The sequence below is a fragment of the Exiguobacterium sp. s95 genome, assembly GCF_018618655.1.
Taxonomy (GTDB): Bacteria; Bacillota; Bacilli; order Exiguobacteriales; family Exiguobacteriaceae; genus Exiguobacterium_A; species Exiguobacterium_A oxidotolerans.
On record NZ_JACSMM010000006.1, the window covers coordinates 109,301 to 136,241 of the forward strand.

General features: G+C 44.7%; 27 protein-coding genes. 20 read left to right on the forward strand and 7 right to left on the reverse strand.

Annotation, left to right across the window (positions count from 1 at the left end; translation table 11 throughout):
- Positions 1-148: 148 nt before the first annotated feature.
- On the reverse strand, positions 149-1,018 hold the full coding sequence (locus tag KNP99_RS11080) for a YitT family protein (RefSeq protein ID WP_088836353.1): 870 nt from the start codon (positions 1,016-1,018) through the stop codon (positions 149-151).
- 132 nt (positions 1,019-1,150) lie between these two features.
- On the opposite strand from KNP99_RS11080, the gene KNP99_RS11085 reads away from it, so the two are divergent.
- Positions 1,151-1,762: a hypothetical protein gene (locus KNP99_RS11085; protein WP_157898461.1), complete on the forward strand. Its 612-nt coding sequence runs from the start codon at positions 1,151-1,153 to the stop codon at positions 1,760-1,762.
- A 189-nt stretch (positions 1,763-1,951) separates the two neighbouring features.
- Positions 1,952-2,788 carry a formate/nitrite transporter family protein gene (locus tag KNP99_RS11090; protein WP_088836355.1) on the forward strand — a complete coding sequence of 279 codons (837 nt, stop codon included), beginning with the start codon at positions 1,952-1,954 and terminating at the stop codon, positions 2,786-2,788.
- Between the two features lie 49 nt (positions 2,789-2,837).
- Here the strand turns inward: KNP99_RS11090 and KNP99_RS11095 are convergent, their stop codons facing one another.
- Positions 2,838-3,257 carry a DUF1232 domain-containing protein gene (locus tag KNP99_RS11095; RefSeq protein WP_029332678.1) on the reverse strand — a complete coding sequence of 140 codons (420 nt, stop codon included), beginning with the start codon at positions 3,255-3,257 and terminating at the stop codon, positions 2,838-2,840.
- Between the two features lie 98 nt (positions 3,258-3,355).
- Here KNP99_RS11095 and KNP99_RS11100 point away from each other — a divergent pair, with 98 nt between their 5' ends.
- Entirely contained in the window at positions 3,356-4,579 is a 1,224-nt protein-coding gene (locus KNP99_RS11100; protein WP_214766694.1) for an aminopeptidase, read from the forward strand.
- 84 nt (positions 4,580-4,663) lie between these two features.
- Here the strand turns inward: KNP99_RS11100 and murB are convergent, their stop codons facing one another.
- Positions 4,664-5,575, reverse strand: coding sequence for a UDP-N-acetylmuramate dehydrogenase (gene murB, locus KNP99_RS11105; RefSeq protein WP_088836357.1), 912 nt, complete (start codon positions 5,573-5,575; stop codon positions 4,664-4,666).
- Between the two features lie 299 nt (positions 5,576-5,874).
- Between murB and KNP99_RS11110 the strand changes: the two genes are divergently transcribed.
- The 4 genes from KNP99_RS11110 to KNP99_RS11125 all read left to right on the forward strand — a co-directional run bounded on the left by KNP99_RS11110 (position 5,875) and on the right by KNP99_RS11125 (position 8,468).
- Complete coding sequence (locus KNP99_RS11110) at positions 5,875-6,390, forward strand: GNAT family N-acetyltransferase (RefSeq protein WP_088836358.1); 516 nt, start codon at positions 5,875-5,877, stop codon at positions 6,388-6,390.
- Between the two features lie 25 nt (positions 6,391-6,415).
- Entirely contained in the window at positions 6,416-6,868 is a 453-nt protein-coding gene (locus tag KNP99_RS11115) for a GNAT family N-acetyltransferase (protein ID WP_088836359.1), read from the forward strand.
- Positions 6,869-7,043: 175 nt separating this feature from the next.
- Positions 7,044-7,403 (forward strand): hypothetical protein, encoded by a 360-nt coding sequence (locus tag KNP99_RS11120; RefSeq protein ID WP_088836360.1) that lies wholly within the window; start codon positions 7,044-7,046, stop codon positions 7,401-7,403.
- A gap of 114 nt (positions 7,404-7,517) precedes the next feature.
- Complete coding sequence (locus KNP99_RS11125) at positions 7,518-8,468, forward strand: hypothetical protein (protein WP_239456819.1); 951 nt, start codon at positions 7,518-7,520, stop codon at positions 8,466-8,468.
- Here the strand turns inward: KNP99_RS11125 and KNP99_RS11130 are convergent.
- Entirely contained in the window at positions 8,426-9,274 is an 849-nt protein-coding gene (locus KNP99_RS11130; RefSeq protein WP_088836361.1) for a GNAT family N-acetyltransferase, read from the reverse strand. The genes KNP99_RS11125 and KNP99_RS11130 overlap by 43 nt on opposite strands.
- Positions 9,275-9,401: 127 nt before the next feature.
- On the opposite strand from KNP99_RS11130, the gene KNP99_RS11135 reads away from it, so the two are divergent.
- On the forward strand, positions 9,402-9,665 hold the full coding sequence (locus KNP99_RS11135) for a hypothetical protein (RefSeq protein WP_029332686.1): 264 nt from the start codon (positions 9,402-9,404) through the stop codon (positions 9,663-9,665).
- A gap of 40 nt (positions 9,666-9,705) precedes the next feature.
- Here KNP99_RS11135 and KNP99_RS11140 read toward each other — a convergent pair whose 3' ends face one another.
- Positions 9,706-10,617: a hypothetical protein gene (locus KNP99_RS11140; protein WP_088836362.1), complete on the reverse strand. Its 912-nt coding sequence runs from the start codon at positions 10,615-10,617 to the stop codon at positions 9,706-9,708.
- Positions 10,618-10,757: 140 nt separating this feature from the next.
- On the opposite strand from KNP99_RS11140, the gene nfsA reads away from it, so the two are divergent.
- From nfsA to KNP99_RS11165, 5 genes are all read left to right on the forward strand, one after another.
- Positions 10,758-11,504, forward strand: a complete 747-nt coding sequence (nfsA, locus tag KNP99_RS11145; RefSeq protein WP_088836363.1) for an oxygen-insensitive NADPH nitroreductase — start codon at positions 10,758-10,760, stop codon at positions 11,502-11,504.
- Between the two features lie 15 nt (positions 11,505-11,519).
- The gene (locus KNP99_RS11150) at positions 11,520-12,755 is read left to right on the forward strand and encodes an LCP family protein (RefSeq protein WP_214766688.1); all 1,236 of its coding nucleotides are present in this window, start codon (positions 11,520-11,522) and stop codon (positions 12,753-12,755) included.
- 338 nt (positions 12,756-13,093) lie between these two features.
- Positions 13,094-13,804: an NAD(P)H-binding protein gene (locus KNP99_RS11155; protein ID WP_029332690.1), complete on the forward strand. Its 711-nt coding sequence runs from the start codon at positions 13,094-13,096 to the stop codon at positions 13,802-13,804.
- Between the two features lie 123 nt (positions 13,805-13,927).
- Positions 13,928-14,473, forward strand: a complete 546-nt coding sequence (locus tag KNP99_RS11160; protein ID WP_088836364.1) for a TlpA family protein disulfide reductase — start codon at positions 13,928-13,930, stop codon at positions 14,471-14,473.
- A 4-nt stretch (positions 14,474-14,477) separates the two neighbouring features.
- The gene (locus tag KNP99_RS11165) at positions 14,478-14,933 is read left to right on the forward strand and encodes a hypothetical protein (protein WP_088836365.1); all 456 of its coding nucleotides are present in this window, start codon (positions 14,478-14,480) and stop codon (positions 14,931-14,933) included.
- Positions 14,934-15,025: 92 nt separating this feature from the next.
- On the opposite strand, the gene KNP99_RS11170 is transcribed toward KNP99_RS11165, so the two are convergent.
- Together KNP99_RS11170 and nhaC are read right to left on the reverse strand one after the other, a co-directional pair.
- The gene (locus KNP99_RS11170) at positions 15,026-15,235 is read right to left on the reverse strand and encodes a DUF3006 domain-containing protein (protein ID WP_029332693.1); all 210 of its coding nucleotides are present in this window, start codon (positions 15,233-15,235) and stop codon (positions 15,026-15,028) included.
- Between the two features lie 242 nt (positions 15,236-15,477).
- On the reverse strand, positions 15,478-16,851 hold the full coding sequence (gene nhaC, locus KNP99_RS11175; protein WP_214766686.1) for a Na+/H+ antiporter NhaC: 1,374 nt from the start codon (positions 16,849-16,851) through the stop codon (positions 15,478-15,480).
- A gap of 871 nt (positions 16,852-17,722) precedes the next feature.
- Between nhaC and argC the strand changes: the two genes are divergently transcribed.
- The 7 genes from argC to argF are packed head-to-tail and all read left to right on the forward strand — an operon-like array spanning position 17,723 to position 26,869.
- Complete coding sequence (gene argC, locus KNP99_RS11180) at positions 17,723-18,754, forward strand: N-acetyl-gamma-glutamyl-phosphate reductase (RefSeq protein WP_088836367.1); 1,032 nt, start codon at positions 17,723-17,725, stop codon at positions 18,752-18,754.
- A gap of 13 nt (positions 18,755-18,767) precedes the next feature.
- Complete coding sequence (gene argJ, locus KNP99_RS11185; protein ID WP_215193238.1) at positions 18,768-19,985, forward strand: bifunctional glutamate N-acetyltransferase/amino-acid acetyltransferase ArgJ; 1,218 nt, start codon at positions 18,768-18,770, stop codon at positions 19,983-19,985.
- Positions 19,982-20,755: an acetylglutamate kinase gene (gene argB, locus KNP99_RS11190; RefSeq protein ID WP_088836369.1), complete on the forward strand. Its 774-nt coding sequence runs from the start codon at positions 19,982-19,984 to the stop codon at positions 20,753-20,755. The genes argJ and argB overlap by 4 nt, the downstream gene beginning before the upstream one ends.
- Positions 20,721-21,866, forward strand: coding sequence for an acetylornithine transaminase (locus tag KNP99_RS11195; protein WP_088836370.1), 1,146 nt, complete (start codon positions 20,721-20,723; stop codon positions 21,864-21,866). The genes argB and KNP99_RS11195 overlap by 35 nt, the downstream gene beginning before the upstream one ends.
- Positions 21,863-22,915: a carbamoyl phosphate synthase small subunit gene (locus tag KNP99_RS11200; RefSeq protein ID WP_214770044.1), complete on the forward strand. Its 1,053-nt coding sequence runs from the start codon at positions 21,863-21,865 to the stop codon at positions 22,913-22,915. The genes KNP99_RS11195 and KNP99_RS11200 overlap by 4 nt, the downstream gene beginning before the upstream one ends.
- A complete protein-coding gene (gene carB, locus KNP99_RS11205) occupies positions 22,905-25,940 on the forward strand; it encodes a carbamoyl-phosphate synthase (glutamine-hydrolyzing) large subunit (protein WP_215193239.1) in 3,036 nt (1,011 codons plus the stop codon). The genes KNP99_RS11200 and carB overlap by 11 nt, the downstream gene beginning before the upstream one ends.
- Positions 25,937-26,869, forward strand: a complete 933-nt coding sequence (gene argF, locus KNP99_RS11210; RefSeq protein WP_088836373.1) for an ornithine carbamoyltransferase — start codon at positions 25,937-25,939, stop codon at positions 26,867-26,869. Before carB ends, argF begins: the two co-directional genes overlap by 4 nt.
- The last annotated feature ends 72 nt before the right edge of the window (positions 26,870-26,941 follow it).

Below are 26,941 nucleotides of genomic sequence, written 5' to 3' on the forward strand. Positions count from 1 at the left end.
CTTTTGGTTACGGGGATCCAATCGTTTTATATTTTGAGATGAAACCTGAAGCGATACCAAACGTAGACGTATATGATGGGTCAGCCTTCGTTTACAAAAAACAACCCACCTCATGACAGGGGGTGTCGTTTCATCGTGTGCGGTTCATTTAAAAAGAGTAGGAATGTTCTTTGTAATTTCCGAAGACGGTATGAATCTCAGAGAAGGTGACGAAGGCATTAGGTTCGACAGAAGAAACAATTTCCTGAAGACGAACGATTTCATTATTCTGTACGACGACATAAACCATCTTCTTTGTCCGGTTGGAATAGCCACCGCGCGCATCGAGAATCGTGACACCACGACCAAGTTCTTTTGTGATGACGTCGTTGATTTCATCTGCTTTTTCACAAATGATAATACATTGTTTAGAAGCAGAGTAAAAACTATAGACCGTTTGCAACGCCTTGGCGCGAACGAAGCTCATAATTAATGCATACATAACATGTTTTAAGTCGAAGACTAGCCAAACTAAGATATAGATCACTAAATCCTGCATTAAAAAAATACGCGGGAGCGGCCAGTTATGAAAGCGGGCATAAAAGAACTTTCCGAGGATGTCGAGTCCACCTGTCGAAGCGCCGCCAAAGAAGATTAATGCCATTGCGAGTCCGGAAACTAACCCTGCAAAAATGGAGGCGACGAGAGGATCGTTTAATGACTCAGGAACCACTTGTGTTGGAATCCAATCAATTAAAAATGAAGAAATAAGGACGATAATTCCTGAAAGTAGCATGAATCGTTTTCTTAAGAAGCGAAAACCAAGTAAGAAAAGCGGGATATTCAAGACAAGTTGGGTCAGTCCGATAGGCGTATTGAACAACTCTTGGAAAATAAGTGTGATTCCCATGATGCCGCCAGATCCAATGTCATTTGGAGATAATAAAAGGCTGATATAAAGGGAGTAAAGAAGTGTACCGATTAAAAGGAAACTGATTTTTTCTGTTCGTTTTTTCTTGCTCGTTTGTTTAGTCTTCATTGTGATTGATGAGAAATCCTCATGCTCCTCCTTTGTAAAGTATCTGCCTGCAAGAGTACGCCTATATAGCATTAAATTCAACCCCTCAACTGAAAAATATCGTAAAAAAAATGTGACGCGGGTCGAAAGGAATTGAGTGAATTGAAAAAAATCCTTTTATTTTTATGCTGTGCGCTCATTGGATTAAGCGCAGGTTCCGTTTTTATGTTGCATTACTCGAGGGAATCCCCTGACAATAAGTGGCGTGATGGAGCACTGGTCACCAGATATGTCGGAACATCGGTTACAAATACAAATGCAATGACAGGATTTATTGAACGATTTCCATTTTCAGACGCACTTAAACAAGTAAAGATTGAAGGGACTACCGTCTCCTTACGTTATGAAGTGACGGGTAAATCCAGAAAAGAATGGGTCGGGACAAATCATGAATGGATTGATCCGTCTACACCCTCTTTTATCAAAAGTCGATTTTCGCAACTCGTCATGCACCATACGCTGGCTCTTTTTTTAGCGATTCCTAATGTAATGACAGTTGAAATTCAATATACGGATCCTGTATCAATCCTTCAAATTAAAATCACGCGTAATGATTTTGAAGGGTATACACCACGCGATATTGAGCGAGCTTCGACGTCCACTAACCGCTTTAATCGTGTAGTTATTGACGACTATGTATTAGTTGAATCAAGACGAAAATCCTTTCTAGAATACTTCCGTTCACAACTCAAAATATACCCGTAAAGTAGTTGTATCTAGCAAGAAAAAGCTTTTTTCACAAACTTGACACAATGGTATCGTTTACATGTCATTCTTTCGTAAAAACCTTAAATAAGGGGTAGGCAGGGGTTGAACATCTTATAAGATGGAAGTATGATAATAAGTGAACAAACATTGTGAAGTGTTGAACAAGAAGAAAGCGAGGTTTCTACAATGAATGAAGTAGAAGCATTAGAAGGGCTAAGAAATAAAGCGGTTAAATCAACTAAAATGCTACAAATGCGTCCACTCGAATATTTAGTTCGTGCCATGCTTGCTGGGGTATTCATCGGTTTTGCTATCATATTTACACTCAAAGCAATCAACGGACTTTATCTAAATGAATCGGCTGCGATGACGCTCGTCGGTGGATTAACTTTTGGTGTTGCGCTTGTCTTAATTGTCTACGGCGGTGCAGAACTGTTTACAGGAAATACGATGTATTTTACTACGGCGACGATGCGTGGATACACTACAAAAATGGATACGTTTAAAGTATGGACGATTTGTTTGATTGGTAATGGTCTCGGAGGACTTGCCTTCGCGTTACTCTTTTCGCAAACTGGAATCATTCAAGAGTTAGGCGCAAACAACTGGTTGTTCGCTGTCTCTGAATCGAAAATCCATCACTCGACATGGGAAATTTTTACGCGAGCAATCTTCTGTAACTGGATGGTTTGTTTAGCGATTTTCATTCCGAAAAACATGAAAAATGAATTGGCACAAATCATGATGATGATGGTTTTAGTTGCTGTCTTCTTCGCATCAGGTTTTGACCATGTCATTGCCAATATGGCATTGTTCTCAATCGCGCTTGTCGTACCTCACCCAGAGGCGATTTCATTTGCCGGAGCAATCCATAACTTAATTCCTGCTCTCTTCGGTAACATCATCGGTGGAGCACTCTTCATGGGAATGGTTTACACGTGGTTGAATAAAGAAAAGCTAGAAGTGGATCAATCAAAACAACAAGCTGCGACAATCAACATCGCGACGAAAAAAAAAGCATAAAGAAAAGGTAAGGTAGCGACGGGTTTTCCCGCCTCCCTTACCTTTTTCTTTATTCGAGATGTTGGAAGCGATCGACATCTGCTGCGAGTTCTTCATAGATCGATTCGACGATTTGAGCATCATCGAACAGACCGAGAACATTTTCGTCAGGTAGTGCATCGACTGGGGAAGTAAAATAGAGCACAGCCGTCAATAATAATTGTTCTTGTTCTTCCTTCATCGAAAAACGTTTTTGATAAAGGGCACGTAACATCTCAAGTAACTGTTTAAGTTGGAAATACAGCACGAGTTCTGCTTCACGTTCGATATCAGACCCTTCTTCTGAAGCGATATCTTTTGTTAAATGTGCTAAGCCAACTTCTCCTCGAATCAATAAATCTTCCTGTGCTTTGTGATCTCCGACTAACGCCAATGCCTGACGGTGGAAATATGTGTAAGCGGATTTAAAATCTCCTGGTACGAATTCCATGTTCAACACTCCTTCTCTACACCTAGTTTCACCTTATTTCTTGCAAAATTGCAACTCTTTCGTGAAAATAAGAGTAAGAGACGAAAGGGGATTACATAATGCCGACTCAAGAACAACTCAAAAAGTATGCAGCACTCGCTGTACGTACAGGAATCAATTTGCAATCCGGTCAGCAACTAGAAATTCGTGCTGGCATCGAAAATGCACCACTTGTTCGTGAAATTACACGTGTTGCTTACGAAGTAGGCGCATCGAACGTTTACGTGCAATGGTCAGATGATGAAATGACGAAAATCCGTTATTTCGATGCACCGGAAGATTCGTTTGACGCATTTCCAGAGTGGTTAAAAGCACGGTTCGATCAGTTAGCTGATGAAAAGACAGCCTTCTTATCTGTCGTCAGTGAAGATCCAGATCTTTTAAACGGAGTCGAGTCGAGTCGTATCGCGCGCGCGAATAAAGCAGCAGGAGTTGCACTAGCCAATTGGCGTAAATTCGTCATGAGCGACAATGTAAGCTGGTGTGTCGTTGCTGCACCTTCAGATGCTTGGGCGGCTAAGGTATTCCCGGACTCGGAAAACGCTGTAGAAGAGCTATGGGAAGCGATTTTAAAGGCAACTCGTGTCGATCAAGCAGATCCAGTCGCTGCATGGGAGAAACATGATCACAATCTCCGTACGAAAGCGACATTCTTGACGGAGAAAAAATATAAAACACTTCATTACTCGGCACCAGGGACGGAATTATCGATCGAGTTACCAGAGCGTCATGTATGGCTCGGTGGTGGTGGACCGAATGCGGACGGTGTTGATTTCATCGCGAACCTTCCGACGGAGGAGGTCTTTACGTTACCGAAGAAGACAGGAGTCAACGGTCATGTCTCGAGTACGAAGCCACTCAGCTACAGCGGAAACTTGATTGATGGCTTTACGCTTTGGTTTGAAGATGGGAAAATCGTCAAAGCAGAAGCGAAACAGGGTCAAGCGGCATTAGATGAGTTGATTTCGCTCGACGAAGGAGCACGTTATCTCGGAGAAGTAGCTCTCGTGCCGCACCATTCACCAATCTCTGACTCGGGCATCTTGTTCTATAATACGTTGTTCGATGAGAATGCCTCATGTCACCTCGCGATTGGTCGTGCCTACTCGACGTGCCTTGAGAATGGACCAAGTTTATCGAATGAAGAATTAGCCGAGCAAGGGGCGAATGATTCGATGACGCATGTTGATTTCATGATTGGCTCAGCAGATATGGCAATCGATGGCGAATTAGCAGACGGTACACGCGAAGCGTTAATGCGTAACGGCAACTGGTCAATTTAAGGATGAGCCGAATGGAGGCTAAAAAAGTAACAGGAACGGGTATCCGTTCCTGTTACTTTTTTGTGTTTAAGGAAAGTATTCGTATTAAAGTTCTTCACCGATGATTTTTACTTCGGTCTCGAGGAGAATCCCGAATTTATCCTGCACCGTTTCTTGAACGTGGTGAATAAGCGAAATGTAATCAGTCGCCGTTGCATTTTCGATATTGACGATGAAACCGGCATGTTTTTGTGAGACTTCCGCTCCACCAATTCGTGTCCCTTGAAGTCCGCTGTCCTGGATTAACTTTCCGGCGAAATATCCTTCAGGGCGCTTAAAGACACTGCCGCAAGAAGGGTATTCGAGGGGTTGCTTCGTTTCACGCTTATTCGTCAAATCGTCCATGACTTCCTTGATGAGAACAGGATCCCCCTCCGTCAAAGAAAAACGTCCTTCGAGAATGATATATTCTTTTTTAGCGAAACAGCTTGTCCGGTATCCAAGTTCGAGTTCGTCGCGTGTGATGTTTAACAGCTCACCTTGGCGTGTTAAAACCGTCGCGCTCTGAAGACAATCTTTGACTTCCCCTCCATACGCACCAGCATTCATGATAAGAGCACCACCGACTGTGCCGGGGATTCCACAGGCAAACTCGAGACCACTCAATGCATGATCATAAGCGACGCGTGAGGCTTGGATGATGGCCGCGCCGCTTTGTGCGACGAGCTCATGTTCTTCGACCGAAATATCCGTTAATTTTTCAAATGATAAGACGATGCCACGAATCCCGCCATCACGTACGACGAGGTTCGATCCATTACCGAGTAATGTCAATGGGAGATCGTTCTCATAAGCATAGCGAACAGCAAAAGCTGTTTCTTCGTAAGAAGAAGGAATGATGAAAAGGTCGGCAATTCCTCCCATTTTCGTATACGTATGATATTTTAACGGTTCATTCACTAATACAGAGTCTTCGTTTAATCCCTCGTAAAGCCCAGTCAACAACTGTTCAGTCATATAAGTTCTCAGTCCTTTTTTTATGAATTCCATTCAGCGAAAGTACGCTCAAAATATATTTTACACTAATTACGTAATTGATGTTTAGCACATAGTTCCCAAAATACAGAGTTGACACGAAAAATGCAAGGTTTATCCGAAAACTGTCATCGCTTAGTAATGAAAATATATATCTGGAATTCCGAATTTCGAAAGGTGAACAAGACAAAATAAGGATTTAGGGTATGAATCGGTTAGAAAAGGGGGAATTATAAATACGTATATAGAAGGATGTTCGGAAAATTAGGAGGGGAATCGATATGGAGAGCGAACGTTTGAGAATGCGACCTTTTTCTCAGGAAGATTTCGACTTTTATAAAGAACTCGTTCAAAATGAATTGGTGATGCAGTATATTAACGGTGGTGTTTCATTGGATGAGACGGAGGCCCGTTTATGGTTCGACCAACAATTCGAGCGGTATGAAGATGATCGTCAGACGGGGTTTTTGCTGATTGAAAAAAAAGAGGATGAGGAACCAATCGGTTTTGCAGGACTCATCCTACAAGAAGTCGACGGAGTAGAAGAACTTGAAGTCGGATATTGGTTAAAGCCGAAGCACTGGAAAGTCGGATACGGGCGTGAAGCAGCGAAACGTCTGATGCGTGAGGCATTTGAACGTGGAAACGATCGTCTGATTTCAATCATTCATCCAGAAAATCATTCTTCTCAAAAGGTGGCTCGCGCCAACGGATTGGGTTGGGAAAAAGAAACGGTCTTTAAAGGGATACCCGTCGTCGTCTATTCATGCAGACTAACCCGTCTATTTAGAGGCTGAACATTAAAGCAGAGGAGTGTAATTCATGTATCATACAGAATTTATTCGGTTTAATCAGCTTGGTGCCTTGACGCTTTATCAGTTATTAAAATTAAGAACTGATATTTTTGTCGTTGAGCAGGAATGTGCCTATTCAGAGCTCGATAATCGTGATCAGGAGGCGATTCATGCACTTGCCTATGCAGATCAGCAGTTAATCGGTTGCCTTCGAGTACTCCCTAAAAATCAATCAGGTGCTGTAGCGATTGGTCGTGTCGCCGTCCACGCTGATTTTCGGTCGCACGGTATTGCACGTCGCTTGATGAATGAAGCAATCGAACACATCCGGACACAAGAAGAAACAGGGATTTATTTGCAGGCCCAGGCCCATCTAAAAAAGTTTTATGCATCGTTTGGGTTTGAAGAGACATCTGATGTGTATCTGGAGGATGGAATTCCACACCTTGATATGCATTTATCGCTTAAAGAAGAGTATTGAATGTTCCTTTACCTAGCAACTAAAGTTCTCATCTAGGTTGGGAAGACGTCTCTCCCTTGTCGTCCCAATGGTTGTAGACATGAGGAAACGCTTATTTTCGAGAAATACTTCAAAAAATAGCGGAGTGAACCGATGATGAGAGCAGAACGAATTTCATTCGGAGGTGAATCAGTCTATGAAAAAAGTACTGGTCATTCTCGCGTTAAGTCTGATTGGACTTTTATCTTTTGCGGTCGGAATTTCTTACGCAGAGCTTCAAAGCAGCCAACAGAACTCAGAAAAGCAGTTAAAGACGATGCTTGAAAAACATCATGGAATCAGTGAAGCATCATTTTTAGAAGTGAAGGCCTCGTTTTCCCTGCAACATCGACAGGTAATCCAGGTTCGATTGCGTGGAGAACCGGCCATTACTTATGAGTTCATTCAGCCGGAACAGACAATTGAATATAGCGGTTCAATTGGAACGAGTGTCGAAAAAGTCGGAAAGCAAGATGAGATTTTTCGATCGATGCCTTTAAAAGTAGGCGAGAATTGATAGATCCTGGTGGATTTCCTTATTGTGAGGAAGGCATCAGGATTTTTTTGGCTTTCAAGAAAAGATAATATTGCGTACACTACGAAGAGAAGCAGTATTCAGGGGGGCAAACCGATGATGAAACGATTTGTGAAAAATGAGGCAGTTGGTCAGGCAGTGCGTGCATTTAAAGAATTGAATCGAAAAGATTTTGAGTATTACAATGCTGAGTTGTCCGAACAAGAACGGGTCGCTTTAAATTTCGTGAAGCGAGCTTTTGACTTAGAGTCATCAGAGCACTTGGCGCTAGCGCTTGATACGAACCAACCAGTCATTGAACTCGATCGTCTGTTACTTAAGTTGGGGGCGATACAAGATAGAACGCTCTTTTTCCGTTTGTTGGTACAACATGGTGTAGATCTCAATCAATTAAAAGAGCTTGATGGACATCGTTCAATTGTCCGTCAACCGCTAGCATTTCCAGTCGGTCTATACAGTGCAATCAATCATGAACTTTTTCAATTGGCGATAGAGGCTGGTCTTGATTTAGACTACACGACATCCTTGCAACGGAGTGATCGTTTTTTAGAAACGCACGTGATTAATATGCTTGATCTCTATTTGTTGCTTGATTTAGAAGACGAAATGGACGTACGAAGCCTAGAATTTTTTACAGACCATCCGGCAACAATCGGTTTTGTTGAGCAGTTAAAGCGGTCGAATCCGTCAAGCATTCAGACAATCGTCGAGACTAAAAAATATCAAGTTGATTTTAAATATGCCAAACACTATCCACTCTTTTACGCGATGATCGGTCGGCATACAGAAGTATTTGAACAGTTGCTTGAAGCAGTTTTAAAAACGGAGAAGGAACAACTGCTTTTAGAAGATGCACTGTTAGCCTTTCATAACCACCAACCAGGTCAAGCGAGTGCGTTAGGAAATGACTATATCGACAGTCTATATCAGATGGGGGAGCAGCTAAGGATCCGAGCAAATATTGATTTCAAACAAGTGGAGGATGCCTACGTCCTGGCGGAATATCAAGAAATCGTTGAGCGGTTACGTAAAGATTCTCTAGAGTAAGTATGCCAGTGTGAGAAGAGTTGAATATCACAGAATGTATCGGGGTCATATAAACGAAGGGCTTCTTGATGTGTTGAAAAACAATACGTCTCGAATGTCCGAACTGTCGTGCGTTTTAATTTAGCTTGAAAGGTCTCAAGAATTCTTCGCCCGTATCCTTGATTCTTCAATTCAGGGATACACGTAATTTCGAGTAAACGAATCGTTTGCTTTTGTTTTTGGATGATGATTGTTCCGACGATTGTTTGTTGATCGTAGACAAGGTACGGCAATGCCCCCTGTTCAATCAAATATTCGATATGGGATACGTCATAGCTAAATAAAAAATGTGAGGATTGAATCGACTCGTTTCTGAGATTTAAGAACAAGGAACGGTTTCGGAGGGTAAGTGGCTTGAATTGAAGTGATGCGGCATGATCATTGATGAGACCGATGAAGCGAAATTGTTCAGAGGAGAGTGTATAACCGAGCGTGTTCCAAGTCGAGACCAACCCGAAGTCATGTGGTGGAATGATTTGAACGTCGATTTGATGAGGATGTAGAGAGAGCGCGTAATCATGGACGAAATGCGCCAAAGTGCGGAAAGCAATCAAGTCCGTGTAAGCGGCATTGATGATTTGAAGGGACGAGGCGAATTGGTTAAATCCTAATGTCGCGCAGACGGCATCACCCTTGATTAAAGCCCATTGATATTTTTCAGGTGGTTGGAATGAGAGGGACAGAGGAGATAAGCGGTTTTTTTGTAACAACTGATGGACGAGACGACGTTGACCGTGCGACAATTGCTCGTAACGTAAAATTTTCAAACGCTACACTTCCTTTTCTGATTAGGATGAAACAATATCTTAAGTATACTATAAGCAATAAAAGGAAAATAATAGTTTTTATCATAAAAGGTAAAAGTAATCTGGTAGAAACGGGGGAGGGATTAGATTGGGGAAAAAGTTTATCTATGTCTGCTTCTTTTTGTTTTTAAGTAGTATCCATCCCGTTCAAGCACAAGATTTAGATAAACAAGAAACGAGCGTCCGAGAAGCTGTGACGTATGGAAGCTATGGAACGATGGATGAACTCATCATTGATCGAAAAGAACCGACATATGATGGTTTTGACTCACCGAATGACATGGCATTTTTATTTGCCTGTATCGCACTGCTTGCAACTGTAGGACTTGGAATCGTCAATACATCAGATTGAAAGAGCCTCGGGAAACCTTTCCGAAGCTCTTTTTTTGTATTTAAAAATGAATATGTTTGGTTCGGCCAACGCGTTCAATCCGATCATGTTCTTCATCTAGACCCGCCTGTTCCAGCAAGTCGAGATAATAGCGAAATGGAGTCGAACGGTGTGAAAAATAAGGAATATATTCTGTGAAAAGCATCGTTTCGGCTCGTTCTAGTTCACGTAAAGCAATCAGGGCATGAAGTTCTGCGAAGCGAATCTCTTGATAGAGGATGAGCTTGTCTGCATCGATGCGAACGTTCATTTGAAGCTTTTTCGCATGCATGTTCAATAACGACAGGTAAGACTCACGCTCTTGTCGCGTTTCACAATGCTCGAGAACGGCAAGGAAAAGGTCACTGCGTTCTGTGTCGACGTCGATCGGTACCTTTAACGCCGTGTAGATAGCGCGCTTCATCCACGCATTATCGGATGTGTCGAGCTTGTAGTAACCAACGAGTTCTTGGAAGAGCTCAACTTGAGAGACTTTAATCAGTCGGAAGGGGTCGTTACTCAGGAAAAGAGGTTCTTCACCAGCGGCGGAAGACAGTAAAAAAAAGAATTCTTCGAAAGCAACACGCGTTCCGTTCTTTCGACCAACATAATGTCGCAGGTGTTTTAATAATCGTTTTGCTGTGACGTACCAGTTTTTTTGTTCGCGTACGGAAACGATTGTACTTGGTTCTAAATACTCACCATCGTAAGCGAGTTGAATGAATTGTTCAGTTTGCTCGATGGTTTGTTCGATTGTCGGTTGTTCTTGTTCTTTTTTTAGACCTTTATATTTTGCGAATTGCGACAGCATCAAATCTAATTCTTTATCTTCAATTGTTTGTTTAGGAAGTTGGCGATAGATCTCTACGATAATGTCGCGAAGGGTAGTATCGCCATATTGCTCCAGTAAAAGACGTAATTTTCGAATTCTCATGATCGCCCTCCTTCGACAAAAACACAGCACTTCATTATTCATTTCCCGATTTTTTCATAAAACGAACATCTTTCATTTGCTCTTTTACACAATCATTGCCTATTTTTAAAGGGAAAGATTAATTTAAGGGAGAGATTCAGATGAATGAAACGATTGAACATTTATTAAACCACCGCTCGATCCGGAAATTTAAGGAACATCAACTCGACGAACAGACGATTGAACTATTAATCCAATCTGCCCAGGCTGCTTCGACGTCTTCTTATCAACAAGCCTACGCAATTGTCGGAATTGAGGATTTAGAAAAAAAACAGCAACTCGTAGAAGTAGCGAGTGGACAAAGTTATGTAGCAGATAATAGCTACTTCTTCGTCTTCTGTATCGACTACCATAAACATATGTTGGCAGCAGAGATTGCGAATGGCTCAGTCGCTGACACAGTCGAAACGACGGAAGCGTTGATTGTCGGAGCGGTTGATGCAGGACTTGCCGCACAGAACCTTGTCGTAGCAGCAGAATCATTAGGATACGGGACAGTTTATATCGGTTCACTTCGTAATGACGCTCGAAAAGTGAGTGAACTTCTTGAGTTGCCAAGTCACGTCGTACCGTTATTTGGTGTTGCAGTCGGTTTGCCGGATCAACAGTCAGGTAAAAAACCCCGTCTTCCGATGGAGGCAATCTTCCATCGTAATACGTATACTAATGACAACAAGATGCGTGAGTTGCTAGAACAGTATGAGGCAGAAACCTCGTCATATTATGGAGAGCGGACGGATGGCGCACGAACTGAGGGATGGGTCTATCAAATGGCTACCTCGATGAAGGAACCGAAACGGACGTATCTACGTAAGTTCTTACAAGATAAGCAGTTATCGCAAGACTAAAACGGAGGTACTATTATGGATGAGTTTCAATCAGGTCGTTCTCGACTAGAACGAAAACGACAGGAAGAAGAGCAGATGCGACGTACTTCGACACATACACCAATTGAGCATCGAGCAGACCAGCGAATGCGGATTGACGCCTCACAACGGCAGAATCATCGATACGTCGAGGATGGACCAACTTTGACGTCGCGTTCAGTTCAACAAAATCACCGGGGCTCGCAGAAAAAAACACGGACTGGTATCGGAGGACGACTTTTCACCGTAGTCAGAAGGTCTGCCAAGCAAGTCGGAACGATTATGGCGGAGCGGACACGGTCGAATCGACGTAAAAATGGACGTTTGGAAGAAAAGGTACCACGTGAGACGAGGCAGGATGGTTTAAAGAAACAACCTGTTGAGAGAAAGAAACGTCGCTTCAAAACAAAAATATTTGGGCTGCTCTTAGTTCTATTGATTGGCTTTATCCTGTTTGCCTCACAGCCGTTTACCTTTTTATTGATCGGAAGCGACGCAAGACCCGGAGAATCGCTACGAGGTTCACGGTCTGATTCACTATCCGTCATGCAATTCGTACCGTTATCACGGACGATTCAGTTAACGTCGATTCCACGTGATACGTATACACCCATCAGTTGTGAGGATGGGAAAAAAGATAAAATCACGCATGCTTTTGCGTTCGGTGGGGAATCGTGTACGCAAAACGCCGTCAGTGAACTACTTGATGTAGACATCGATAGCAAAATCGTTATCTCTTTCGATAGTTTCATTGGTTTAGTTGATCAAATCGGCGGGATTGATCTTGTTTCGACAGGAACATTCTCGGAGCAAGACGCTAGCGGAAAAGCGAATCAATATGCGTTTCAAAAAGGAAAGGAATACCATATGGATGGAGCGATGGCTCTTGCCTATTCTCGTCACCGAAAAACAGACAATGATGGGGCACGAGCCAATCGTCAGTCAGAAGTCATTCAAGCTGTAGCGACGCATCTGTTGAAGCCGACAGGCTGGACTAAAATTTCATCAGCACATGCTTATATGAAAGAGGAGATGAGTTTAGACATCAGTTACCGTCAAATGGCGACAGCAGGCTTAGCCCTGGCATTGATGTCTGAGCGAGAATATCTTGAAATTGACGTTGTCAGTGATCGATTGAATGGCATTTTCTATGATTTCCCGGATGAAAAAGCCCTGACACAATTGAGAGAAAAATTACAGACGACGTTTTACGGTGTACTGGCGAATGACTGACATTAAAAAAATAGGTTCCTTTTTGAAAGGTTTCCTTCTCCCTATTGCGGGTATAAATTGATGTACGCAGTTGCGCTTTTGAGAACGGAAGATATCATAGCTGAAGACCTGTCCATATCTTCAATATTCATGCTTCTTTGGCCGGAATGAACATATCTTTGAGTAGGCGGCTTAAAAGACGACGTACCGAAATCCGAACACCTAATCGTCGGGATGATGAGAATTCTTGATTGCTTTTTGATATTTTTAACAGGAGTAAGCGATGAAGGAAGCTCTTATCTGCATAAGTATGAGTAGTTCAATAGAGGTGACTAGCTTATTGAGGAGGGACCTAGCATATGAATGTATTAGTTGTAGGTGCATCAGGTACAATCGGAGCTCGCGTCGTCAAGTCGCTTGCGAAAGGTCATCAAGTCACTGTCATCGTTCGACATAAGCATCTCGTCGATCGCTTCGAAAAACTCGGTGTCAAAGCACATTACGTCGACATTGAAACTGAGCTTGAAAAGGTCATTGATCTCGGGGTGGCAGGTCAAAATGCTGTGATTTGTGCAGCGACCGCGGGTGTCGATGGTGAAGCGACTGAAATTGAGTTGCTCGATCGAACGGTTGCTTTAAAAACGATTGATGCTGCGAAAAAGGCACGTGTCCGTCATTTTGTCCTCCTCAGTGCCTATGGCGCTGATCGACCAAATCAATTTAAAAAAGAAGTCTATCCATTCTATGCCGCAAAAAATGCGGCAGAAGAGCAAATTGAGCATAGTGGTTTGACGTATACAATCATTTGTCCGGTCAACATCGTTGACGGAGAAGGTCTTGGACTAATCGAAGCCGATGAGGATTTAAAAGATGTAAAAGATGCAACGATTTCTGAAATTGATGTCGCGTCGATTTTGGCGGCATCGGTCGATAATCGGGCACTTTTCAATCGACGTTTAGAGGTGAAACAAGGAAAAACGTCACTAAATGAAGCGCTTGGTGGAGACGAATCGTTTGAAAGCATTAAAGACAATCGTCGGGTTAAACAACAACTTCCTCGCTATAACTGACAGTAAAAAAGGATGTATATAAACGAGCATATCACTTCCGGGGAAAATGGAAGGGTATGCTCGTTTTTCATAGATTCAGAGGCTGATTCTGCTACACTAATAGAAAGAGGGAGTGGACAGCAGTTGAAAAAATATTTACTATACGTGATTGTCGGGTTAGCGATTAGTGGGATTGCATATAAAAGCTATGACGCCTATAAAGCACAACAGATTAAAGAATTTACTCAAGCGACGCAACAAGCGCAAGGCGGATTAGAGATTGGAATGAAGGCACCAAATCTCAAGTTGGAACAGGATGGAAAAATGGTGGAACTATCTGATTTGACGAATCGATTGATCGTAATCAATTTTTGGGCGACCTGGTGTCCACCATGTAAACAAGAAATACCTGAACTGAACGCTTTTTCTAAAGCGGTGGACGTGCCCGTCTATGGCATCAACGTGACGACATCCGAACGAAAGGTTTCAGATGTAGCCGATTTTCTGAAAGAGACTCCTGTTGATTACGGGGTGCTCTATGATACGCAGGGCCAATCAGAAAATGCTTATCGATTAGTCGCGATGCCGGCGACTTACGTCATTGATACGGATGGAGTCATCGTCGCAAAACACATTGGTCCTGTTACATCAAGTATGCTAAAAGAGATGGTAGGGAAAAAGGGAGGATGAGGGAATGGAGATTCACTGCCGCGACTGTTCTTATCACATCGTCGCTGAAATCGGTCAGCGGGAGGAATGGGGGGAATTCCCTTCGATGCTAACCTATGGACTAGAACAGTACAGAACAGCATTGCCTTTTTTATTCGTGCCGCCTTATCAGGAACCACTCATTAGCCGAGCGCACATCGATGATCAAAACCGGGCGATGTTAATTAAGAACTATCATGCACATATCGATGCAATTGAAGGCGGGTGGGTCCCGCATCAATACGATTTGTTTCAGTGTCCCTGTTGCGATACGATTTCAACACGCTTTTGGTGTGCACTCTTCATTCCTTCAGCTATCATCGAACCGATTCATCGCTGTGAACGAGATGAGACAGTACTACATCGAATTTCGATTGACGATTTGCACCAAGCGAAGTGTCCCGAATGTAGGCATCAATCCTTGTACGTAAGGAATGATTAAACGCGAAAAAGCCATTTAGAAGATGGAAAGACTGACGTGGGCAAGGACGCTCAAGTAGTCAATTCATTGTCTAAATGGCTTTTTAATTATCATCAACCCATTTGCCGAAAGGAAAACGTCTGAAAGGACGATTGGGATGTACTCGATGCATCAATTGAATACGTTGTACCATCAAAAAGTATTGTGTCACCTAATCGTGCCTCAGTCGGTAAATAGCGGCGAGGGATAAAACTTGAACCGTTCTCCCAGAGAAGAACAGCATATTTACCATCAAGCCGTTCAAGCGTACCACGTTTGATCATATTGGACTCCTCCTACAATTACATCGAAGGCAACCATTTTAAAAGGGTTGCAGTATCTCTCTCTAGTTCTCTGTAATTTTAATCTTATGTTTGGTATATTCCCACTTCGTTTTATCTTTACACTTATTTATCTAAATTAGTCGAGAATCGCTTGAATATCCCTCTTTCACATATAGAAGTGAGAAAAAAGAGGCATACCATTCGACTTATGAATGGTATGCCTTACTGATAATAGATTTACGTCACGCGACACTTTTCGTGACTTGTTTTTTTGTCGGTCGTGTAAAGGCGAAGATGAAAGTGAAGAGGGGAGATAAAATTAAGAAAAAGGCAAATGGCACATACGATGTGACGGGCACACCGAGTGTCGAGGCAAAGAATGCCCCGGATACACCCCAAGGAATCAAAGGATTAACAAGTGTGCCGCCATCTTCAAGCGCACGGGATAAAAACCGTGGGTCAATTGACCGTTCTTCAAAAATTTTCTTGAAGGCTTGTCCCGGTAATAAAATAGACAAGTATTGTTCACCTGCCATGAAGTTAACGCCGATTGCAGCAAGTGCAGCAGACGAGATGATACTCCCGTCACGTTGCAGTTTCGAAACGGTTTTTTCGATAATGACATCGATGACTCCGATACCACGTAAAACACCGCCGAACGCTAACGCGAGCATGACGAGGGAGACGGACCACATCATTGATTGGATGCCACCTTTACTAATGATGCTCGCAACCGTTTCATTCGTTGTTTCGAGCTTGAGACCATTTTGGATGACAGACATCCATTGCGCGATGTTCCAATTTCCTTGAACGAGACCTGTGAGTAATAATCCGCTTAAAACGCCTGCAATCAATGTTGGAATGACTGGCATCTTCCGAATAGCGAGTACCATCACGAGAAGCGGAGAAAGCAATGTCCAAGGAGATAAGCGGAAAAGGCTGTCGAGTGCTTGTTGTGTTGCTCCAATCGCTTCTGAATCAATTGATCCTTCACCTCGTCCAAAAATAAGGAAGAGAACAAATGTGATCGCGATAGCAGGAATCGTTGTTCCCATCATAAAACGAATATGATCAAAAACAGAGACGTTGACGATACCTGGTGCGAAATTCGTCGTATCCGATAAAGGAGACATTTTATCTCCAAAACAAGCACCGCTGATGATTGCACCTGCAGCAAGGGCGGGATTGACACCAAGGACGACGGCGATTCCCATCAAGGCGACACCGACCGTACCAATTGTAGTAAATGAACTGCCTGTAAAGGTCGAAACGATCATCGCGATGATTAAAGCGGTTGGCGCGAACCAGGTCGCAGATAATGTCGACAAGCCATAATGGAGCAAGGTTGGAACGGCACCACTCATCATCCAGACGGCGATTGTCATGCCGACGAGTAACATGATTAAAATCGGTTTAATCGCTTCTCGAATACCGTTAATCATATGTTCTTCAAGTTGACTGAAAGGGAAGCGGCGATACACGGCATACCCTACAACAAAAATAAGACTGGCGAGTATAGCGAGATGTGGTTCGGCCTGTGCACCGAATAATGCGGACAATAAGATAATGATACTAATTCCTAGGATAGCTGCGGATTCACGAAAGGACATGCGCATGCTTCCACCTCCTTATATCTTTGTTACGTTTATGCTTGTTTGCTTTTATGTGTGAAAGTAATGAACAAATGCAATCTTATCGAAGATTCCTGACTGCGTCAACTAAGAAAGTTTTACAGCATGTAGACAAAGTAACATGGGGTGAAAAAAGCTTTTCCCTTTTTCGTTGCTTTCCTCAGGCGAGGGCAAGGCTGACCCTACGGACAACAAGCAGGGTCTTGTCTACATCTGGCAGGTCGTGTTAAAAACGTACTTTTTCCCGTAGGAATCAACGGAAAAGCGACGCTTTTTAGGCCGTAGCACAGGGAAAGGCAAACCGTACAGCCGTTTTAGAGCGCGCTCGGTCTTGAATCGCTTTAAATTGCGAAAGCAACTTTCCGCGATCCCCGGCAGCTTTGAAGACGAGGTGAGGCAAGGAAGCGTGAACGGACAGCATTTCCGTGTAGAATTTTTGCTTTTCATAAGAGTTTGTCTACATCCTGAGTTTTATTTAGAAATATAACCAGGAATACAAAAAAATGTGACGATTTTTTGTCGTAAACGCTTTCTTTTTTATAAAAAATCTTGCACAATAAGAAAGTAGTGATGTCGATTTTGTGAACAAGAGGAGGATACATATGTTTACAGCGATTTTTGTTGTTGTTATTGCTTTGATGGGGGCAAGCGTTTTTGGAATCGATCATCTCGTCGCACAACGTGCTGAAAAAAGATGAGAAACATGAACTAAAAAGACTTTGACCAGTTACATCTTACTGAAAGGTGTCATCGGTCAAAGTCTTTTTTTGTTTATAAATTAATAAAAATACATTTGACAGTATAAATATACATATGTTTAAATCAGTTTATCATTATTAACGAAGGAGTATCCGACATGAAATGTACAATCATAGGTGCGACGGGATATACAGCAGTCGAATTGATACGAATGATTGAGCAACATCCCCATTTAGAAATCGTCTCTCTCGTGAGTGATTCGAAGGCAACTGAATCGATTACGGAAATATACACATTCATGAATAAAAAAAACTATTCCCTCTTACAGGAGTTCTCACTTTCCCATTTAGAGGAGGTTGGAACGGAACTCATTTTTTTGGCGACTCCAAGCGGAATTTCAAAACAGTACTTAGAGCAGCTGAGAGATTGGAAAGGGAAAGTCATCGATTTGAGCGGCGATTTACGTCTCGACCAAATATCATATGAACATTGGTACGAAAAACCAGCGGTCGAGCCAATGATTCAAGCAACAGCAACATACGGACTATCAGAATGGAACCGTGAAGCGATAAAAACGAGTCGTTTGATTGCCAATCCAGGGTGTTATGCGACGGCCGTACTCCTGGGTCTCCTACCATTTTTAAAAGAACAGGTCATCGAGCCGGTGCCGATTATCATTCATGCCAGTTCAGGGTTATCGGGAGCCGGGAAATCCTTTAGCGAACAGACACATCATGTGCGATCGAATGAAAACATGCGTCTGTATAAGATGAATCGCCATCAGCACATCCCCGAAATCGAATCGGTCATTCAAACCGTGACGGGGCAAGACGCCATCGTTTCGTTCGCGACACATTTAATTCCAATCAATCGCGGAATCATGGCGACGATGACATTGACTCCACGCATCAATAAATCGGAAACGCAATGGCGTGAGTGGCTCCATGCATTTTACGAGAACGAACCCTTCGTCCGAATTAACGGAAATGATCCGGAAATTAAATCGGTCGTCGGCAGTAACTACTGTGATTTAACGATATACGCTGACGCGAGAACAGGACATCTGACAGTCGTTTCAGTCATTGATAACATGCAAAAGGGTGCAGTCGGGCAAGCGATTCAAAATGCGAACTTGATGTGCGGATATGAGGAAGCACTCGGTTTGACCCAGCAACCATTATTCATTTAAAGGAGGAACGAACGTGTTGAACTTACAAACCGTGTCACCGTTGACGCTGACGACACCAAAAGGCTTTAAGGCGACAGGTATACATGTTGGACTCAAACGAAAACGGAAAGATTTAGGCTTGTTGGTATGTGAAGGAGGAGCGAGTGCGGCGGCTGTCTATACGACAAATCAAATGCAAGCAGCACCGATTATAGTGACAAAACAAGCGATGGAAGCCTCAGAGGGGCGTATTCATGCCATTTTAGTCAATAGCGGGAATGCTAACGCCTGCACCGGTGAATTAGGTTTGACCCATGCCTATACGTCGCAACACGCAATCGCGAATCACTTACAGATTAAACCGGAACAAGTCGCAATCGCATCGACCGGAATCATTGGTCAAACGTTGGCGATCGACACGTTAGTAGCTGGAGTCGATCAACTGGTGGCGAGTGAGGCGGAAGAAGAAGCGGATGCTTTTGCCCATGCGATTTTAACGACTGACACAGGTATCAAAACGGCCGGGTATCAATTTTTGATGAATGGAAGTGAAGTTTCGATTTGCGGTGTTGCGAAGGGGTCAGGAATGATTCATCCAAACATGGCGACGATGCTCGGATTTTTAACGACCGATGCGACCGTCGAATCAAACGTCCTGCAAACGATATTAAAACGCTCAATCGACCGGACGTTCAATTGCATTACGGTCGATGGTGATAGTTCAACCAATGACATGGTCATGATGTTAGCGAGTGGTGCGGCAAAAACGCCGACAATCATGCTTGATACGCAAGAAGCGGAGCAGTTTGAGCAGGCGGTCACGCATGTCTGTCAAGAACTTGCGAAGCTCATTGCACGAGACGGAGAGGGCGCAACGAAGTTGATTGAAGTAACGGTTCAAGGAACGGACGAAGAACGATTGGCACGAAAAATCGCCAAACAAATCGTTGGTTCTTCGCTCGTTAAAACCGCGATTTTCGGAGAAGACGCGAACTGGGGACGAATTGTAGCAGCAATCGGAAGCATCGATGAACCGATTGATGTCTCGAAAATTGATATTCGGATTGGTTCACAGTGGGTCTTACGACAGAGTATGTCGATTTTGTTCGATGAGACACTTGCTTCAAATGAACTTGCGGCGGATACGGTAGCGATTGAAATCGATTTAAATAGTGGGTCGGCCGTCGGACGTGCCTTCGGATGTGATTTGACGTACGACTATATCAAAATCAATGCGAGTTACCGGACATGAAACAACGAAAACTGATCAAACTCGGTGGGAGTATTTTTGAACAACTCGATTCCCGTTATTTTAAAGAATGGAAAGACTGGTGCGATGCTGGTCACGAATTAATCATCTTGCATGGTGGCGGCCCCGCTTTATCAGCTTATTGTGAAACCTTAGAAATCGAATCCGTCTTCCGGGAAGGCGTCCGTGTGACGACCGAGGAGGTCTTACTCGGGGCAGAACGTGTCCTCGGGGGCGAGGTTCAGTCAAAAATCGTTTATCAGCTCAATCGATCAGACCTACCTGCAGTCGGATTGACGGGGATTGACGGTGCAAGCATTGGCGGAGAGCAACGACAAGGGTTAGGGGCAGTTGGTGATATTCGCTTCGTAGATAAAACCTTATTTGAAACGCTACTCGGCGCAGGCTATATTCCGGTCGTGACGTCGCTGATTACCGGTCCGTCCGGTGCGCTTAATAGCAATGGCGATACATGTGCGATTGCCGTCGCAAACGCACTCGATGTCGATGCGTTTGAGCTATTGACGGATGTCGAAGGAGTCCGGTTAGATGGTGCTTATCAAGCAGTCGTCACGCGAGAAATGTTGGAAGGCGGCATAAAGACAAATGAGATTCATGGTGGCATGATTCCGAAAGTAGAAGCGGTGATTGAAGCATCAAAACAAGGGATTCCAGACGTTCGGATTCGGTCCGGGAAATACGTGACGAGTCAGGGGACTCGCGTCAAGGAGGAAACAGATGAGCGCATTACTACCAACTTATCAACGTCATAATATCGAATTAGTCGAAGGGACGGGATCGTTCGTCAAAGATACGCAAGGCATCACGTATCTTGATTTTATGATGGGGATTGCCGTTTGCAACACGGGACATCGGCATCCTTACGTAGAGCAACGCCTCAAAGAACAACTTGGTCAGCTTTGGCATACGTCAAATTTATTTGAAAGCAGTAAACAGGAACGTGTCGCGACGCTACTGACGGAGAACAGTCACTTGAGTCATGCTTTCTTCTGTAACAGCGGAACAGAAGCGAATGAAGGTGCGTTTAAATTAATTCGCAAATGGACGCAAAAAACAGAAATCTTGTCATTCAGCCAATCGTTCCACGGGCGGACATTCGCGATGATGGGAGCAACAGGTCAAGAAAAAGTCAAAGAAGGGTTCGGTGAAATGGTAGCGGACTTTAAACACCTCGTGTTCAACGACTTAAGTAGTTTAGATGCCATCACGGAAAAAACGGGCGCCGTTTGGCTCGAAATCATCCAAGGTGAAGGTGGTGTCATCGTCGCGGACGATGCTTGGTTGGAGGCGTTAATGAAACGGACAAAAGCGTATGGCGTCAAAATCGTCGTCGATGAGGTCCAAACGGGGATTGGGCGAACTGGATCACGTTTCGCTTTTGAACAGACGCCACTAAAACCAGATATCATTACAGTCGCGAAAGGGCTCGGAAGCGGTTTTCCGGTTGGAGCGATCATCACGACTGCGGAAGCGGCAACCATATTTACACCGGGGACACACGGCTCAACATTTGGCGGGAACCCGCTAGCAATGACAGCAGCGGAAGCGACACTCGACCTTCTCTTAACAGACGAGCTTTTACACGAGGTGCAGGAGAAAGGAAATTACTTGATGAGAAGACTCGCAGCAGAGTTGCCTGAAACAAGTCTGCATAGTGTTCGAGGACGTGGTTTGATGATTGGAATTGAATTCGAACGACCGGTCGCTGGAATTGTCCAAGCGCTTCAACAAGTAGGGATGCTCGTCGTCAGTGCCGGACCACACGTAGTTCGTTTATTACCGTCTCTATTTGTGACACGACAGGAACTAGATCTTGCGCTAGAAAAAATAAAACAAGTCTGCCAACAGGAGGTCATGGTATGAACGGGATAGGTACATTAACGCTTGCAAATGGGACAACGTATTCAGGAGAGCTGGTCGGTACATCATCCGCTAAAGGAGAAGTCGTCTTTTTCACCGGTATGACCGGTTATCAAGAAGTATTGACGGACCCCTCTTACCGTGGACAAATCCTTGTTTTCACGTATCCGCTAATTGGGCAATACGGAATCGCCCATGATGAAGCAGAAAGTAATCAGATTCAAGTCGCGGGTGTCATTGTTCAAACGCTCGCACAAAACGGAGCACGAACGGATTTTGCCGACTGGTTAGCAGAAGCGGATATACCTGTTCTGACAGGAGTCGATACACGGGCGCTTGTCCATCAACTTCGATCATCTGGCGATCAAATGGGAAGTATTGAGGCAGACGCTCTACACGAGAAACGCCATCAGACAGGAATCGCATCCGTCTCCGTCAAAACGATGAAAACATATGAACTCGAGAATGCTGATGGACATATCGTTTGTCTGGATTATGGCGTCAAAAAATCGATGATTGAAGCTTTACTGGCACGGGGTATGCGCGTGACAGTTGTTCCATTCGATACAGAAGCGTCCGCCATCAAAAGATTGCAACCGGACGGGCTGTTGTTCTCGAATGGTCCTGGAAATCCGGATCAACTTGAACCATTTCTCTTAGAAATTAAACAGCTCGCGATGGATTATCCGACGCTCGGCATTTGTATGGGGCATCAAATCATCGCGAAAGCCTTCGGCTGCCAAATCACGAAACAACATCACGGGCACCGGGGGGCAAACCACCCCGTCCGTCACCTTGCTTCCGGTCGTGTTTTCATGACCTCGCAGAATCATGGGTACGTCGTTGAGGCAGAGAGTGTTGCGGCGTCAGAGCTAGTTACGGCATACGAACATATTAACGATGGTTCGATTGAAGGATTGATTCATCCATCGCAACCAATCATGACAGTGCAGTTTCACCCAGAAGCAAATCCGGGACCGACAGAAGCAATGGTCGTGTTTGATCAATTCGTCGCCTCGGTTTTATCACAGGAGGTAGCCCATGTTGGATAACAAAAAAGTCATGGTCATTGGATCGGGACCAATCGTCATTGGTCAGGCGGCGGAATTTGATTACTCCGGAACGCAAGCATGTCAAACACTTCGGGAAGCGGGCTGCGAGGTCATTCTCATGAATTCGAATCCGGCTACGATCATGACGGATCCGTCGACGGCGGATCAAGTATATATCGAAGCGATGACACTCGAAAAGGCGACAGAAATCATCGAACGAGAACGCCCGACGCATTTACTTGCGACCGTTGGAGGACAGACAGCTTTGAACCTGTCGCTCACGCTGGATGAAGCGGGCATCCTCGAGCAATATGGTGTTTCGCTGCTCGGAACATCGCTCGAAACGATTCGGGACGGAGAGGATCGTGAACGTTTCAAACAACGGATGATTGAATTACATCAACCACTCCCGGATAGTCAAACGATTGAAACGATTGAGGAACTGGAGAATTTCATGGAGGACCACGGTGTACCCCTTGTCATCCGTCCTGCATTCACATTAGGGGGAACCGGTGGTGGAATCGCGACGACGAAGGAAGAAGCACGTACGCTTGCGATGAACGGTCTGCAAGCAAGTCCGATTTCCCAGTGTTTGGTCGAAGTCAGTATCGCAGGTTACAAGGAAGTGGAATATGAAGTGATGCGTGATGCATACGATACGACGATTATCGTTTGTAACATGGAAAACATCGACCCAGTCGGTGTCCACACGGGTGACTCGGTTGTCTTTGCTCCAATCCAATCAATTTCTGATCGAATGAATCAACTTCTTCGGACCGAGGCACGTCGCATCGTTTCCGTACTCGGTGTGATCGGTGGTTGCAATATCCAATTCGCGATTCATCCGACAGAGCACCGGTATTTCGTCATCGAAGTCAACCCGCGTGTCAGTCGTTCTTCCGCCTTGGCCTCGAAGGCAACAGGGTATCCGATTGCAAAACTAGCGACACGTCTTGCGCTCGGTGAACGCTTGGATGACTGCATCAACCCTGTGACGAAAGAGACGATGGCGAGTTTTGAGCCGGCACTCGATTATATTACGGCGAAAGTACCATGTTTCCCATTTGATTTATTTTCAGGGTGTGACCGTGCGCTCGGAACACAGATGAAGGCGACCGGTGAAAGTATGGCAATGGGGAAAACGTTAGAAGAAGCACTGCAAAAAGCATGGCGTGGTGCAGGGGTCGAACAGGCACCACTCTATCCATCGTGGATGCGTGAGGCGACGAGTGAGCAGTTGTGGAAAGAAATCACGACTCCAACCGATTTACGGTTGTTGGCGATGCTCGCCTTGCTCGATCGTCAGGCGACGACGCAGGACGAACTAGCGGCACAGACAAGTATCCAACCGCTCTTTTTAGAACTGTTTGCTCGGTTGCTGACGATGCGCGACTCGCTCGACCTGACGAAACCTGTTTCCATTCAACAAGCAAAACGGCACGGTTTTACCGATCAGCAGATTGCTGACATCACAGGTGTGGCAGCGGAAGATGTCCACGAACTGCGGATAGCGCATGACATTACTCCCGCCTTCCAAATGATTGACACGTGCGCAGCAGAATTCGTCAGTACGACTCCTTATTACTACGGAAGTTGGTCTGGGCGAACTGAAGTACTACCATCGAATCAACAAAAGGTCGCAGTCATCGGAGCGGGTCCGATTCGAATCGGACAAGGCATTGAATTTGATTACTGCTCCGTCCATGCGGTCCGCGCTTTACAACGTGCCGGGTACGAAACCATCATGATTAACAACAATCCGGAAACCGTTTCGACGGATTTCGAAGTGGCAGATCGCCTCTACGTTGAGCCGTTGACGATTGAGGATGTCGTTCATGTCTTAGAAGCAGAACAATGCCAAGATGTCCTTGTTCAGTTCGGGGGACAGACGGCAATCAGCTTAGCAGCCGATCTCGAAGCACGTGGGTATCAGTTATTAGGCACGACCTCAGACACGATTGATGCGATGGAAGACCGCCACCGGTTTTACGATTTTCTCGATCAATTAGACATCAAGCATATTCCGGGAGAAGAAGTCATGACAGTTGATGCATTGAAGAAAACTGTGATGGCACTTGGTTATCCTTTAATCGTTCGTCCATCGTATGTGATTGGCGGGAAAGGGATGCATATTTTAAACGACGACGCGATGTTAGAAGCGCTTTTACCATCGCTGACATTCCCCGTGCTCCTCGATGCTTACATCGCTGGTCAAGAGTTTGAAGTCGATTGTATTTCAGATGGGACGACGAGTTACGTTCCAATCATTATGGAACAAATTGAGGCGGCAGGCGTTCATTCAGGTGACTCGACGATGGTTCTTCCGCCAAAGTCAGCCTCAGCTCAGCTACAAAATGAAATCGAGCGGATCTCTAAAAAAATCGGTCAGCATCTCTCATACCGTGGAGCGTTCAATATTCAATTCGTCGTCACGGGACAACAGATCTATGTTCTAGAAATTAATCCTCGCGCGTCACGGACATTACCGATCGTCGCGAAGGTAACGGGACAACCGTTACTTGAATGGGCTGTAAAGGCAGCAATCGGTCAAAAAATCGAATTGCCGTCAGAGCGGATGGAACTCTCTTTCCATGCGGTCAAGACACCGGTCTTCTCGACGTTGAAACTGACACATGTCGATCCAAAAACGGGTCCGATCATGCGTTCGACCGGAGAAACGTTACAGTGGACAGAAAATGGTCATGCAAAGGAGCGTTTCTTATTCGATGAAACAACGAAACGTCACATGACCAAACCTGCGCATACGATTGCTGGTCACGGGACAGAAGCGTGGGGACAAGCGACGCCGCTCGGAGATTTCCCTGTGTTTGACGAGTGTGTTGCCTTTTTTTCTTTCATTCCTGAAGAAAAAGGACTCCGGGAACAAGCCCTTGCAAAAGGCGTTCATGTCATTACTGAGCAACATCTAGCCGAATATTACGAAGCGGTTCGTGATTGTGCATCGATTCCAGTCAAACCGTTAAGCGAATGGATGATCAAGCAAAAGGAGTGGATGAAAGGATGAAGACGAAGCACAAGTTACAACATATGTTGACGCTGGAAGAATTGACGGCTGAAAGTTTAACAGAGCTACTTGAGCTTGCAAAAGCAGTCAAACAATCCCCAAGCGACTATCAAACGGCACTGGCGGGAAAAAAGGTTGCGCTCTTATTCGAAAAAGCATCGACACGGACGCGGATATCATTTGAAGTCGGTGTCGTCGAACTAGGCGGATACCCGGTCGTCCTAAGTGGTGCTGACATGCAAATCGGACGCGGAGAACCGTTAAGCGATACGATCAAAGTCATGAGTCGTTACGTAGATGCATTGATGATTCGGACGTTTGCCCATGAGACGGTCGAAACGCTTGCTACGCATGGAACGATTCCCATCATTAACGGCCTGACGGATCTACATCATCCGTGCCAAGTACTCGCAGATTTGCTGACGATTGAAGAACACTTAGGTTCTCGTCAAGGCAAGATTTTGACGTATATCGGTGACGGAAACAATATGGCGCACTCCTTATTGCTCGGTGGAGCACTGAGTGGGATGGAAGTACGTATTTGTAGTCCGGATGCGTATGCGCCGAACGAAAAAATCGTTGCACAGGCGATAGAAATCGCGAAGGCGACAGGTGGAACAATCCAGCTCTTTACGGATCCCGTAGCAGCTGTAAAAGGTGCAGAAGTCATTTACAGTGATGTGTTTACGAGCATGGGGCAGGAGTCAGAGTCGATTGAGCGCCTGAATGCCTTTGCAGGCTATCAAGTGAATCTATCTTTGCTTCGCGAGGCAGCAGATGAAGTCATCTTCTTACATTGTTTGCCGGCACACCGTGGGGAAGAGGTGACGGCTGATGTCATCGATGGGACGCACTCCGTTGTGTTCGATCAAGCAGAAAATCGTCTTCATGCTCAAAAAGCACTGATGATTGAGCTGCTGGGCAAGTAAGTGACAGACGTTGGTTTGTTGCTTGAAAAATAAAATCAAAAAGGAATCATTCTTTCATGCGCTTTTCTCAGG